Raw genomic sequence first — 12,462 nt, forward strand, 5'->3', positions numbered from 1 at the left:
GCGCGTTCTCCCACGTCAAACCCTAGATCGCGCCTCTAGCCCGCCTGAATTGCGCGGAACGCAGGGTTCACTCCCGATCGGAAAATCTCGATAGAGCGTGGGGGAGGGCACTCGACGTGATGCCACATTGGGATGCCGGAGCGCCTACGCGGCGGCGTAGCGCTTGCCCGGTGGTAGGGAAGACGAGTACGTGGACGGCGCGTACGAGTTGGAGTCGATTGCCGGCGCCGATCCTCCGTGGGTCTGCTGCGGGAAACAGCCAGGCCCGGGCTCACGCTGCGGGCAGTCAGCGTCTCTGGTTCTGGCTGCCCGCAGCGCGGTTCTTGCCCAACTTCCTGATCGACCCCCAGGCTCGGTGCGGGTCAGGAGATCGGGGCCGACCACCAGGTTCCGGAAAGCGGCACCTGGTCAACGCCGGGCTTGGTCCAGTCGCACACCCCGTGCGGGAAGATGGCCAGTAACCGGGCACGCTGATCAGCGTCGAAGCCGACCCGGTAGTCCCGCCAATCGACAGCCTTGCGCTGACAGGCGACGATGTCATCGGCCAGCGGCGCACCGGCGACCAGCCGGGGCGTCGGAAACGCCGGGAACAGCCGCCCACACTCGCCAGTGTTTTCGTACGACAGCCGCTGAACGATCTTGCGGCGAGATGCGTCCTGGCTCCAGCAGGCATCGGTCAGGCCAGCCGGCTTGGCCCGGACCACTGTGCGGTGGTCCAGGCGGTGGGAGGGATTGCTGCCCAGGTTTGTCAGCCACTGGTCCATCGCGGTGAGTGCCTCGCGCAGCACCGGGCTGCTGAGGCTGAACCCGCCGAACCGGCCGTCCTCGACCAACATCACCTGGTTGTCCGCATCCCCGTTCGCGGCGACCAATCGTGCTCGGGTGGAGAACTGGTGGACGATCATGTGGATGTCACCGCCGGCCGCATCGTCAGAGTAGGCGCGGTAGTCGATGATGGGTGTGGCTGCGAGCCCCCCGCCACCGGACAGAATGCGTCCTGTCTGATATGCCGCCCTGGTTGCCGCCGGGTCGGCGACGGTGCGGGCCGCCGTGTGTTTGGCGTCGATGTCCAGTCCGCCGATCCGCGCGTTGAGGTCGAGGAACTGGTCAACGGTGATCGTGCGGTCGTTCAGCGCGGCGAGGCCGTACTGCACCCCGACGTTGTCCAGGGGGCGGCGGGCGAAGCCGTTGGCCGGGTCATGTCCGTAGACGTTTACCGTGTGGTCGTACACGTCGGCACGCGCCCCGCCCGGATTACGCACCGGATCGTAGCGCTGCGCCACCGGCAGCACCGCGGGGAACTCGGCCACCGGGTCCAGCCGCTTGGCGCCGTCACTGAGGTTGGGGATGCTGGCCCGCACCCCGAAGCCGGCGATGCGGCGTTGCTGCTCGGCGGTGTACTGCCCGGGAGCAAGGTCGGCAAAGTAGTGCTGCAGCAGCCTCGAGTCGAACAGCGTGAAGATTGTCGCCGAGGTGACGTCCGGGAAGCTGCATCCGACGACGATGCCGCCCAGCAGGCCGGGGTAGTTGTCGGCGATTTGGTGGCTCTGGTACGAGCCGCCGGAGCAGCCCCAGCCGATGGTGAAGAGCGGGCTGCCGTACGCCTCGATGAAGCGCTCCTTCACCATCATCATGGTTTCGGCAGCGAGTAGGTCGTTGCAGTTGTTGCCGAAGACGTTGAGGCTCGCCGAGGCGACGGCATACCCTCGGCCGAGCATCCGCGCGTCGAGAACGCCGCCGGTGTCGGTGCCCTGGAAGTACCAGCCTCCCCGGCAGCCGCCGCCGAAGGTGTAGATCAGCTTGTGGTTCCAGCCCGCGCTGGCGCGGAAGAAGGTGGGTGCGGCGGTGGCTGGGTCGTGCAGGAGCGCGATCTGGTAGATAGCCCTGTTGATCGTGCCGGTCTCGACTCGGATCAGGAACGGCACGGTGCGCCCGTCAGTGGTGGTCGTCTTGGCCAGATCAGCCGGACGGGTATGGATGTCGGCCAGTGGTTTGATCGCGCCACTGGTGCTGCGGTACGCATACTCCACCTGGGTGGCGGCCGAGCAGTCGGCGTCCAGGGGGCTACCTAACGTGCCACCACCGACAAGAGTGAATTGATCTGTGGTGCAGGCGTAGGGCTCCTCGTGGTGGCCGCTGATGATCGGACCGGTGATCGGATGGTTGCGGATTACCAGAGTGGCTCGTACCGGGCCGGCTGTGGCAACGACCTGATGCGTCCCGCCTCGAAGACCGGTCAGCAGGCCGGTAACCGAGCTACGTCCGGGGTCGGGGTGGAACGCGGGAGTGACATCGGCACCTTCCAGGTTCACCCGCACCCGGCCGAGCAGCCCCGGCGAGGCATCCACTCGGACCAGCACCTCTCCTCCGCTAACCAGATCGGCGCGTGCGGATACGGTACTGATCTGCAGCGAGCCCGCGGCCGTGGCCGGCCCACCGGATGCGGCGGCAGGGGGTAGCGCGAGTGCGGCGGCGAGGGCACCTACCCCGAGCCGCCACCGTGTCGTTCGTCGTAGTGTTGTCGGCATCGCTACCTCCGGTCTCGACTGATCCCGATTGACTGGGAGGAAGTAGACTTAGACGCCTGTCTACGTTGATTGCCGTGTATACGTCACATCGGCGGCGTGGTCTAGAGCGAGGAGGATTCTTGTGCATCCAGGAGAAGATCGCCACCGGGTTCCGCAGCTCGTGGACACACGGGCCTGATGGATCGGGATTCTGTCGAGTCGGGGTGCTCAGCCGCACCAGCAGGTCCACCCACACCGGCGTGCTCGGCGCGCTTGCCTCCAGCAGCACCCCGAGCGATCCCGGGTGCGGGTAGGTCTCCACACCGAGCACCACCGCCTCATGGGCATCCGGGCCCGGCACGTCTACGCGATGACCTATGGCATCGCCGCGGCCCTGGCCGGAATGGCCGGAACCATGGTCGGCATGGTCGGGACGTTCAACCCCTCCAACGCCGCCGGACACACCCTGCTGTCCTTCGTGATCGCCGTACTCGGTGGTCTGGGCAACATATACGGCGCTCATCGGCGGCCTGATCATCGGACTGGTCGAGGCCTGGGGCGGACAGTATCTGCCGGGCACCTGGGCGACACCACGCGGGCGCCCCCTCCGGCCGTGGGCGCTGGGACTGCTGCTCCTCCTCGCCGCGCTCGGCCTACAGAGCCAGCTGTACACCGGGCAGGAGCGTACCGGTATCCGCCACCTTCATGTTCGCCGCGCTGGCCAGCGGAAGAACCACAAAAACGTCCCGATCCGTGACGGCGTTCCTCCCGGCCGTGAACGGCCAGGGTTCCCGCCTTATCAACCGCTGAAGACCCGCGCGACCGCGCCCTCGTCTGCCGCGGATCCGCCCGCTCCCCGTCGCTCTCGACGTGTTCCCCGGCAGGCTCGTGCGCCAGTTGCTTCGAGCTGCGTCCGGACGCGCTCACCCTGACAGCTGTGGCGGCACGTGGCGTCAGCCCGCCGCCAGGGGCCGGGCCAGCCAACTGGAGAGCCAGTCGAACGCGGGTGGCTCCAGTGCCAGCCAGGTACCGATGTTGTGGCCGCCGCCATTGACGTACGCGGTGGTGACGCTCATCGGCGCGCGGGCCAGCCGGGCCAGGGCGGTGGTGTCGCGCAGCGCCGCCCTGTCCGCGCGGGCGCAGCCGAGGTACAGAGCAACGGCGGGTGGCGGTAGGTGCAACAGCCGCCAAGTGTCGTTGTTCAGGGTGTGTTCGGAGCCGTCCCCGACGGTGATGCCTGGGCTGGCGTAGCCGGAGAGGCTGGCTGCGGCTGCATATCCGGTTGGGTGGCGCAGGGCCAGGTTGGCGGCACAGAAGCCGCCGGCCGAATAGCCGATCAACCCCCAGCCGGCTCGGTCGGTCCGTACCCGCAGTTGGCTCTTGACGGCCGCTGGCACGTCGACGGTCAGGTACGTCTCGGCCTGCGGTCCGTGGCTGAGGTTGGTGCACTCGGTGTCCAGCAGCCGGTCCGGCGTCGTGTACGGGAACAGCACCACGGTTGGTGCCATCCGGCCCGCGGCGATCTCCCGGTCCAGGTATTCAGGTGCGTGGAGGGCTTTTATCCACGCCGTTGGTGAGGCCGGGTAGCCGTGCAGCGCCTCGATGACCGGGAAGCGGGCGGTGGGGCGGGCGTCGTAGGCGGCCGGCAGGTACGCCATCATCGGCAGTGAGAGACCGCTGGCCTTGCCGGGAACGATGAGGTTGACCAGGCGCCCACCGGATCCGCCGCCGACCGGCGGCGGGTCCGAAAGCGCAGCAGCGGCCGGCGGTGCGCCGGTCAGATCGGACCACGAGGTGTAGATCTCGACCTGGCGGTTGACCCACAGCAGGGCGGCGGCGAGGGTGGTCGCCACGCAGAGGCTGGCGCTGCCGGCCCGCAGCGCCACCCGCCGCCATCCGCTGCCACGCTCCCATGCCAGCGCTAGGGCGACGAGGGCGACGACGGCCGCCGCGACGGTGAGCAACTGGAGTGCAAGGCTGTCCGGTGCCATCTTTGCCTCCTAAACGGATGGGTTGGCAATGCGGACGGCCGGCGGCATCGGGGCCGGGCGTGGCGGCGCCGGGCTGGGCTTGCCGTGCGGTGTGTGCACGTGCCGCACTAGTGGCGCGGGCTCGGCCAGCGGGGCGGGCAGCTGCCGGATTGCCCAGAGCAGGGCCGCCCGCAGCGCGTCCATGCCGGACGGAGCGGGGGAGCCGGCACGGGGCACCGCGGCCGGGCCGCCGGTGGCGGTACTCGCCGGAGTGCCCAGCACGGTCACCGTCACGCCCGCCGGTAGCCCTTGGGGCACGGCGGCGCCAGCGGGCCGGCCGTGCCCCGCGCCGACGGGAACCACCGCCAGCGCCGGGTATCGGCCGGGTGCGGCCAGCACCACCTGCCGGGCGAGCGGCTCCTGCGGCGCTGACGACACCAGGGCCCAGCTGTGCCCGGTGACGCGCAGGTCCCGGCTCAGTTGGTCGGGCAATGCCGTGGCCAGCGCCGGCACCGACGCCGCCGGGGTGGTGTGGGCGAAGATCAACACGGCAAGTCCTGCCGCCGCCTCCAGCGAGCGGGCCGCCTCAGTCTCGGTCGCCCCGCCCCACCCGTACCCCGCACTGCCGAGGACCAGCACAGCCGGATAGCGCCAGCCGGGGTTGCGCAGGTAACCGGCGGGCACGGTGACGGTCGGCGGGGCGGCCAGGTGCCAGTCTGTCCACCCGTCCGGTCGCCACTCGAAGGCGAAGGGCTGCAGGGCGGCGTTGTGGTCGTTCTGGCGCACCCACTGGTCCAGGCGGCCCGGTGTGCTGGCGTGGTGTCGGTCGCTGGCGGCGTTCTGAGCCACCAGGTCGTCCCAGCTTGTGTAGAACTGGGCGGAACGGTTGACCGCGAGCCCCACGGTAAACAGCACCAGGGCCTGGGTCAGCAGCACGCCCACCACCCGTACCAGGATGCGGAGCCGGCCGAACCGCGACCAGCCGACGACCATCGCGGCGGCCGCCCCGGCGGCGGCCAGCCCCACCAGGAGGAGTAACGGAACACCGGTCAGCGCCATGTGTGCCTCCACGCCTTCGCACCATGCCTGGCGGAGTCGATCGTCCACCCGTTAGCTGAGAACATCCGGAGGGTTGGCTGGAGTGCAGCTGAAACGCCAACGGCGTGGCCCGCTCAGGCCACTCACAGCGCGCACGCTGGTCGTGCTCAGCGAGGCGGCCGATGATGGCCCTATGGCGATGCAAGGAGGAACGGCATCCGCCGGCGAGTCCTGGCGGCCACGCCCGCCGCTGACGCGGGCCGGCGTGGCCAGGCTGGTGCAGGCGGCCGGCCTGTTCACCATCCTCACCTGGCTCCTGCCGCCGCGTCGCGGCGGGCTGGAGGCGCTGGTGGAGTACCTGCCGATGACCGGCATCCTCACCGCCCGGGCGGCCACGGCGGTCAGCGGGATGCTGCTGATCTACCTTGGCGCGGGGCTCCGGCGGGGCAAGCGTAGCGCCTGGCGGCTGGCCGTCTTCCTGGCCGGCGCCGGCGTGATCCTGCACATCGTCAAGGGGCTCGATTTTGACGCGGCGGCAGTCTCGGGCGCCCTGCTTGCCGCGCTGATCGCGGCGCACGGCCGGTTCCGGGCAGTCGCCGACCCGCGGAATCCGTGGCGCGCGCTGGCAGCGTTCGCCGGCTTCGCGGGCGCCGGGTTCACGCTCGGCATGCTGGAGATAGCCCTACGGCCGAACCGCCTGATCGGCGCGCCGGGCGTGCGGCTGTGGGCGGAGCACGTCGCGCTCGGCCTGGTCGGCGCACCCGGCCCGCTGCGGTTCCGGCACCCCCTGGGCGCCGAAGCGGTCAGCCTCACCACCGGCGCGTTCGGGCTGCTAGCGCTCGGCGCCACCACGGTGCTGCTGCTGCGCCACGTACGACGCGACACCGAGCCGACTGCGGAACAGGAGCACCGGTTACGCGAACTGCTCCGCCGATACGGCGCGGCCGACTCGCTGGGCTACTTCGCCCTGCGCAGGGACAAGCTGCTTATGTGGGCGCCATCGGGAAAGGCAGCCGTGCCGTACCGCGTCATCAACGGGGTCAGCCTCGCCACCGGCGACCCGATCGGGGACCACGACGCGTGGCCTCAGGCGATCGACGCCTGGCTGGCCGACAGCGCCCGGTACGGGTGGACCCCGGCGGTCCTCGGCTGCGGCCCGTCCGGCGGACGGTCGTACCGCCGCAGCGGCCTGGACGTGGTGGAGCTCGGCGACGAGGCAGTGGTGGACGTGGCGGGGTTCAGCCTCGAGGGCCGGCCGATGCGCGCCGTGCGCCAGGCGATTGCCCGCGCGAAGCGCGCGGGGTACTCCTGCGAGGTGGCCCGCCAGCGCGACCTGCCGCCGGCCGCACTGGCGGAGGCGGTACGTGCGGCCCGCCAGTTCCGCGACGGGCCGGTAGAGCGCGGCTTCTCGATGGCGCTGTCCCGCATCGGCGACCCGCAGGACGACAACTGTGTGCTCGTGCTCTGCCGCGACGGCAGCGCGCGGCTGCGTGGCGTACTGCAGTTCGTACCATGGGGGGACGACGGGCTGTCGCTGGACCTCATGCGCGGCGACCGCTCCGCAGTTAACGGCGTGATGGAGCTTATGGTGGTCAGCGCGATCGAGGCGGCGCCCAGCCTGGACGTGCGGCGGCTCTCGCTGAACTTCGCCGTGCTGCGCTCGGTGTTCGCCCGCGCCGAGGGGCTGGGGGCTGGGCCCGTTCTGCGGATCTGGCACCGGCTGCTGCGGCTGGCCTCCCGGTTCTGGCAGATCGAATCGTTGTACCGGGCGAATGCCAAGTACCAGCCGATGTGGCAGCCGCGTTACCTGTGCTTTCCTACTGCCCGCGACCTGCCCCGGATCACCGTGGCCGTGCTGAAGGCGGAGGCCTTTCTGCCGACCGGGTGGCGCCCGGCGCGGCGCACCGATGGCGCTGCCTCCGCGCCATCCCTCGAACCGGCCGGGGCGGGCTGATGGCGGGAGAGGCGCGGCACCGCACCGTCCTGCGGCGCGCCGCGGCGATCGCCATGCTGCTGTCGCCGGCGATCAACACCGGCGAACCGCCGCCACCCACTGCGGGGCGCGCCGCACCGGGCGCGGTGGTCGCGCTCGGCGACTCCGTGCCAGCCGGGTCGGCCTGCGACTGCCTGCCTTTCCCGGACCTGTACGCCCGCATGCAGGGGCCCACCGTGCCGACCGTCAACCTTGCGCACGGTGGCTTCAGCTCCGATGATGTGCTGGCGCAGCTCGAGTCGCCTGACACGCGCGACGACCTGACCCGGGCCGGCGTCATCCTGATCATGGTGGGGGCGAACGATTTGGCCGCCGCGTTCGACGGGGGCGGCGACGACGCGGCCTATGGGCGCGTCGCGGCGCGAGTCGGCGCCAACGTGGCCGCCACCGTCGACCGGATCCGTGAGTTGCACGACGGCCCGGCCATGGTGGTCGTGCTCGGCTACTGGAACGTCGTCAAGGACGGCTCCGTGGGGCTTGCCGAGTACGGCGATGCCGGCGTGGTGCAGTCGGCGACCGCCACCCGTTACGTCAACCAGGCTCTGCGTGACGCGGCCGCTGAGACGGCCGCGCTCTACGTGCCCACCTACCCGGCGTTCAAGGGCGTCACCGGAGACCAGGACCCCACCGACCTGCTCGCCGACGACGGCGACCACCCCAACGCGTTGGGCCACGAACTCATTGCCCGCACGGCGCACGCCGCTGTAGCTGCCGGCAGTTGACATCCTCCCGGTCCTGAAGGGTCCGGGATTCTCACGATCGCCCGTGAGGTTCCTGTTTCATCGCCGACTGCCTTGCCGGGAGGTTTCCCTTGAGGTCTTACGTCAGCTCCGCAGGCGTTACCTCTCCGCCAGCCCGGCGGCGAGGATGTTGCGCGCGGCGTTGATGTCCCGGTCATGCTCGACCCCGCAACCCGAGCACGTCCAATCACGCTTGAAACGGGGGTTGACAAAGGGTGTTTCATTGCCCCAGCCGGGCCAAGCCGAGTGGCCGACCATGCCGCCGCCCAACGCACCATAGTCCCGTTGCGCTACCTTGCATTGCCGAAAGTAAATGCACGGAGGACAGAGCGTTATATTCAGGTTGCGCATTGCATGCGGTCGCGTACAGAACGCGATTCTCGGCCCAATGCTCGTGACATCGCTACCGCAAGGTGCGATCATTCCGGGCCATGACGAACAAGATATTAGATACTTGCCAGCGAGTGGGGCAAAAGGCACGTGAGAAGCTCTTAAGCGGCCGTAACCGTGCCGCATTGACCACGATCTCTGGTAGTGCCCAGCAGTTGGGGCAGCGGGCGCGTGACAGGCTGTTCAGCGACGGTAACCGTGCCGCGGTGGCCAAGGCCTACGACGGTATGCGGCGGGTGGGGCAGCAGGTGCATGAACAGTTGTTCAGCGAAGGTAACCGTGCCGCAGTGGCCAGGATCACTGGTAACGCGGGGCGAATCGGGCGGAACGCCCGCGACGAAATGGTGCCCCAGTTTCGGAAATCGATCAGACGATCGGTCGACCGATTGGTCAGAAGTGTCCGCCGCTGAACAGGGGCGGGTGCTGCGACCGGTGCATTTCGGCAGCCCGCGCTGCGCCTGATGTCGAGTAGCTGGGAGGGCTTCACCTCCCGCTTCACGCCGAAGAGGTCACTGGTTCGATCCCAGCATCGCCCATCACCGGCGCATGGCCGCCGACCTGCTACAACACAGGTCGGCGGGCATGTTCGTCTCGTCCACCACCCCGTTTGGGTCGCGGCGGCCGGGCGCAGCAGCGAGGTCAGCGGGCGGCGTTCATGGTGAGGATGGACTGAGGGCAGCCGGTGGGTGGTTGTCCTTGTTCGTCGCCGGCTGGGCATTCCACCGCCAGCGAGGAGGGCGGGCCTTTCGATGTCGGCGCGAACAGGCGCGACCGCCGGGGGGCGACCAGGATCACCTCGCTGGGCTGGCCACCGCCTGCTCGATCGTCGCGGACGTACGCTGCGTACGCTCCCGGACGGCGAAGGTACCGATTGCGAACAGCGCTGCGAAGAAGATGCTGTCGGGCAGCAGGAACCAGGCGCCAGGCAGCCCGAGTGCGCCGACGACACACGAGACGATCACCGCGACCCCGATCCACCACGGCAGCGTCCGGGCCCGCAGGATGGCGATGCCCAGACAGATGGAGCCGACGACCAGGGCCAGCAGCGCGATGCCCTCGAAGACGGCGAAGCCGATCGGCTCCTCCGTCGGGAGGCCGCCGTGGGTGACCAGGTACGGCTTGACGAACGCCTCGGTCGTGCCTTCGCCGACATTGAGCATGACCAGCGCGGCGAATATGCCGGCGTAGCCGACGATGTGCAGCTTCGGCGCACGTCCCGCGAAGGCCAGGATCACCGGCAGTCCCAGCGCGGTGATGACGTCCCCGACCAGCGCGATTTCGTAGAACAGCGGCCAGAGGTGGTAGCGGAACACGTCCTCGCCGCTGCCGGGCGCGAGCAGATTGGCGGCGGAGTAGCCCACCGTCGTGACGATCGCGCCGACGATGAGCGCCCATCCGCCAAGGCGCCTCAAGTTCATGGTCATGGTCTCCTCCACGAGTTGCAGCGCCCTGCGCTGTGTGTGATGCCGCCCGTCGGCGGCGCGCCTTCAGCGTCGGTTCGGCCGACCGGTGGCGTCGTCGTGCCGCGGTCGGCACCGGGTCATCCCCCGGTCGTGAAATGGGCTGCTGGAAATGCGACCTGCGAATGACGCCACGCAGGTCCGCCGGTCGGTAGCTTTGCCGATGTGATGCGGGTGACGGCACCGGTTCAGGCCCAGGCGCGGGGTCGTTCCCAGGCGTGGGCGGAGCTGGCGGCGCGGGTGGAGTCGAAGGCGCGTGCGTGGCTGCGGCGCCTGCCGGAGGGGGTGCTGCCCGACGCGCTGTTCGCGATCGCGGTCGCCGGCTTCGCCCAGGTCAATCTCGTGTTCCAGCTCGACAACTCGACACCGTACGGCCCGATGCCGGCCGTGGCCGCCTCCACTCTGGTGGCGACGTCGGTGCTGGCGCTGCGCCGGGTGACGCCGCTGGCCACTGCCGTGATCGTCGCGGTCGCGATCGCTGGCCCGATGCTGGCCACGCCGCTGACGGTCACGCTGTGGGGCGACTTCCTGCCGATCCTGGTCGCCAGCTACTCGGTGGCCCGGCACAGTGAACGAGCGCGGGCCGCTATCGGCGCGGCCGCGATCGTGATCGGCTTGGTCGTCGTGTTCCTGCGCAACCCGGAGTCCGGCACCGTCGGCAACCTCCCGTTCGTAGCGGTGCCGTTGGTGGCATGCCTCATCGCCGGCCGGGTGCTGCGCGCTCGCGCCCGCAGCCAGTCCGACGACCGTGCCCGCGCACAGCAACTGGAAGCCGAGCGCGAGGAGGCGATCCGTGCCGCGCTGGCCGAGGAACGCGGTCGCATCGCGCGCGAGCTGCACGACATCGTGGCCCATTGCGTCAGTGTCATGGTGGTCCAGGCGGGCGCCGCCGAGGACCTGCTCGACCGCGACCCGCAGCAGGCCCGAGCGCCACTGCAGTCGGTTCAGGACACCGGACGGCAAGCGGTCGGCGAACTCCGGCGGATGCTCGGCCTGCTACGCGGAGAACAGGCCCGGCTCGCGCTCAAGCCGCAGCCAGGCACGGCGGACCTGGGCGACCTGGTCGACCACATGGCCGAGATCGGTCTGCCGGTCGAACTCACCGTGGAGGGCACGGCCCGGCCGCTGCCGCCCGGCGTGGATCTGACCGTCTACCGGATCGTGCAGGAGGCGCTCACCAACGCACTCAAGCACGCGGCGCCGACCACCGCGCACGTCGTGTTGCACTACGACGAGCAGTCCGTTCGGGTGAGTGTCCGGGACACCGGGCAGATGGGCGGAACGGGCGGTGCCGGCGCGAATCGGGTTGGGCACGGCCTCATCGGGATGCGCGAACGGGTCGGGCTCTATGGCGGCACGCTCAAGACGGCGGCGGTGCCTGAGGCGGGCTTCACCGTGACGGCACGGCTGCCGCTGCAGGCGGCGCAACAATGATCCGCGTCCTACTCGTCGACGACCAGGCCCTCGTACGCGGTGGTTTCCGCTCCATTCTGGACGGCCAGGACGACATCGAGGTGGTCGACGAGGCGGCCGACGGCATGGAGGCCATCGACAAGGCGCTCGCGCTGCTGCCCGACGTCATCCTCATGGACATCCGCATGCCGCGCAAGGACGGGATCGAGGCGACGCGTCGCCTGCTGGACGGCGGCCGCTGCCCGGCGCGTGTACTCATCCTCACCACATTCGATGAGGACGAGTACGTCTATCAGGCACTGCGTGCCGGGGCGAGCGGCTTCCTGCTCAAGAGTGCACCGCCCCGCGAGCTGGCCGGGGCCATCCGTACGATCGCCGCGGGCGAGGCGCTGCTGGCACCGGAGATCACCCGCCGAATGATCGAGGAGTACGTCCGGCGCCCACGGCCGGGCTCCGGCCGTCCCGCCGGACTCGAGACGCTGACCCGACGCGAACTCGAGGTGCTGGGGCTCATCGCCCGCGGTCGCTCCAACGCCGAGATCGGTGCGGAGCTCTACCTGAGCGAGGCGACGGTCAAGACCCACGTCACCCGCGTCCTGGCCAAACTGGGCCTGCGCGACCGGATCCAAGCCGTCGTCTTCGCCTACGAGTGCGGGCTCGTCCAACCCGGAGGCTGATACGGGTGTGGCCCAGGTCGTGCCCGTCCAGCTCGGTCCCTGGCACCGGCGCGGTCACCGGACACGCCGTGGCCGTCGCGCCTCCTACTCGTGGATCAGGTCAAGGAGGCCGGTGTTGGGGCTCGGGATGTCCACCGCGGTCGGCGCGCCGCCAAAGCGGGCCCATACATCGGATCTAAACGGATTCGAATACTTGATCTGACCCGTTGGACCCGTTAGCCTGGGGCAACACATCAGATGTATGCAACCTGCAGGCGAACTACTTACCCGCCGA

Annotated in this window: 11 protein-coding genes; 6 read left to right on the plus strand and 5 right to left on the minus strand. The window is 69.8% G+C overall.

Going from position 1 to position 12,462, the window contains the following annotated elements; genetic code table 11:
* Positions 1-362: 362 nt before the first annotated feature.
* Positions 363-2,528 (minus strand): DUF6351 family protein, encoded by a 2,166-nt coding sequence (locus ACNAW0_RS24685; protein ID WP_416290376.1) that lies wholly within the window; start codon positions 2,526-2,528, stop codon positions 363-365.
* 349 nt (positions 2,529-2,877) lie between these two features.
* Here ACNAW0_RS24685 and ACNAW0_RS24690 point away from each other — a divergent pair, with 349 nt between their 5' ends.
* Complete coding sequence (locus tag ACNAW0_RS24690; protein WP_416290395.1) at positions 2,878-3,264, plus strand: hypothetical protein; 387 nt, start codon at positions 2,878-2,880, stop codon at positions 3,262-3,264.
* A 196-nt stretch (positions 3,265-3,460) separates the two neighbouring features.
* Here the strand turns inward: ACNAW0_RS24690 and ACNAW0_RS24695 are convergent, their stop codons facing one another.
* A complete protein-coding gene (locus ACNAW0_RS24695; RefSeq protein ID WP_416290377.1) occupies positions 3,461-4,498 on the minus strand; it encodes an alpha/beta hydrolase in 1,038 nt (345 codons plus the stop codon).
* A 9-nt stretch (positions 4,499-4,507) separates the two neighbouring features.
* Positions 4,508-5,548 (minus strand): hypothetical protein, encoded by a 1,041-nt coding sequence (locus ACNAW0_RS24700; protein WP_416290378.1) that lies wholly within the window; start codon positions 5,546-5,548, stop codon positions 4,508-4,510.
* A gap of 160 nt (positions 5,549-5,708) precedes the next feature.
* Between ACNAW0_RS24700 and ACNAW0_RS24705 the strand changes: the two genes are divergently transcribed.
* Together ACNAW0_RS24705 and ACNAW0_RS24710 are read left to right on the plus strand one after the other, a co-directional pair.
* Positions 5,709-7,469: a phosphatidylglycerol lysyltransferase domain-containing protein gene (locus tag ACNAW0_RS24705; RefSeq protein ID WP_416290379.1), complete on the plus strand. Its 1,761-nt coding sequence runs from the start codon at positions 5,709-5,711 to the stop codon at positions 7,467-7,469.
* Positions 7,469-8,230: an SGNH/GDSL hydrolase family protein gene (locus ACNAW0_RS24710; RefSeq protein WP_416290381.1), complete on the plus strand. Its 762-nt coding sequence runs from the start codon at positions 7,469-7,471 to the stop codon at positions 8,228-8,230. The genes ACNAW0_RS24705 and ACNAW0_RS24710 overlap by 1 nt, the downstream gene beginning before the upstream one ends.
* 117 nt (positions 8,231-8,347) lie before the next feature.
* On the opposite strand, the gene ACNAW0_RS24715 is transcribed toward ACNAW0_RS24710, so the two are convergent.
* Positions 8,348-8,764, minus strand: coding sequence for a zinc ribbon domain-containing protein (locus ACNAW0_RS24715; protein WP_416290382.1), 417 nt, complete (start codon positions 8,762-8,764; stop codon positions 8,348-8,350).
* Here ACNAW0_RS24715 and ACNAW0_RS24720 point away from each other — a divergent pair.
* Positions 8,680-9,048, plus strand: coding sequence for a hypothetical protein (locus ACNAW0_RS24720; protein WP_416290396.1), 369 nt, complete (start codon positions 8,680-8,682; stop codon positions 9,046-9,048). The genes ACNAW0_RS24715 and ACNAW0_RS24720 overlap by 85 nt on opposite strands.
* 381 nt (positions 9,049-9,429) lie before the next feature.
* Here ACNAW0_RS24720 and ACNAW0_RS24725 read toward each other — a convergent pair whose 3' ends face one another.
* A complete protein-coding gene (locus tag ACNAW0_RS24725) occupies positions 9,430-10,056 on the minus strand; it encodes a hypothetical protein (RefSeq protein WP_416290383.1) in 627 nt (208 codons plus the stop codon).
* 216 nt (positions 10,057-10,272) lie between these two features.
* Between ACNAW0_RS24725 and ACNAW0_RS24730 the strand changes: the two genes are divergently transcribed.
* Both ACNAW0_RS24730 and ACNAW0_RS24735 read left to right on the plus strand, forming a co-directional pair.
* A complete protein-coding gene (locus ACNAW0_RS24730) occupies positions 10,273-11,532 on the plus strand; it encodes a sensor histidine kinase (protein WP_416290384.1) in 1,260 nt (419 codons plus the stop codon).
* Positions 11,529-12,188, plus strand: a complete 660-nt coding sequence (locus ACNAW0_RS24735) for a response regulator (RefSeq protein WP_416290385.1) — start codon at positions 11,529-11,531, stop codon at positions 12,186-12,188. Before ACNAW0_RS24730 ends, ACNAW0_RS24735 begins: the two co-directional genes overlap by 4 nt.
* Positions 12,189-12,462 lie beyond the last annotated feature (274 nt).

Origin of the sequence: Micromonospora sp. SL1-18 (genome assembly GCF_047921505.1) — a bacterium.
GTDB lineage: Bacteria > Actinomycetota > Actinomycetes > Mycobacteriales > Micromonosporaceae > Micromonospora.

Coding starts and splice junctions, on each gene's coding strand:
- ACNAW0_RS24710 (WP_416290381.1), top strand. CDS start 7,469: ATGGCGGGAGAGGCGCGGCACCGCACCGTCCTGCGGCGCGCCGCGGCG.
- ACNAW0_RS24720 (WP_416290396.1), top strand. CDS start 8,680: ATGACGAACAAGATATTAGATACTTGCCAGCGAGTGGGGCAAAAGGCA.
- ACNAW0_RS24705 (WP_416290379.1), top strand. CDS start 5,709: ATGGCGATGCAAGGAGGAACGGCATCCGCCGGCGAGTCCTGGCGGCCA.
- ACNAW0_RS24725 (WP_416290383.1), bottom strand. CDS start 10,056: ATGAACTTGAGGCGCCTTGGCGGATGGGCGCTCATCGTCGGCGCGATC.
- ACNAW0_RS24715 (WP_416290382.1), bottom strand. CDS start 8,764: ATGCGGCACGGTTACGGCCGCTTAAGAGCTTCTCACGTGCCTTTTGCC.
- ACNAW0_RS24690 (WP_416290395.1), top strand. CDS start 2,878: ATGACCTATGGCATCGCCGCGGCCCTGGCCGGAATGGCCGGAACCATG.
- ACNAW0_RS24685 (WP_416290376.1), bottom strand. CDS start 2,528: ATGCCGACAACACTACGACGAACGACACGGTGGCGGCTCGGGGTAGGT.
- ACNAW0_RS24695 (WP_416290377.1), bottom strand. CDS start 4,498: ATGGCACCGGACAGCCTTGCACTCCAGTTGCTCACCGTCGCGGCGGCC.
- ACNAW0_RS24735 (WP_416290385.1), top strand. CDS start 11,529: ATGATCCGCGTCCTACTCGTCGACGACCAGGCCCTCGTACGCGGTGGT.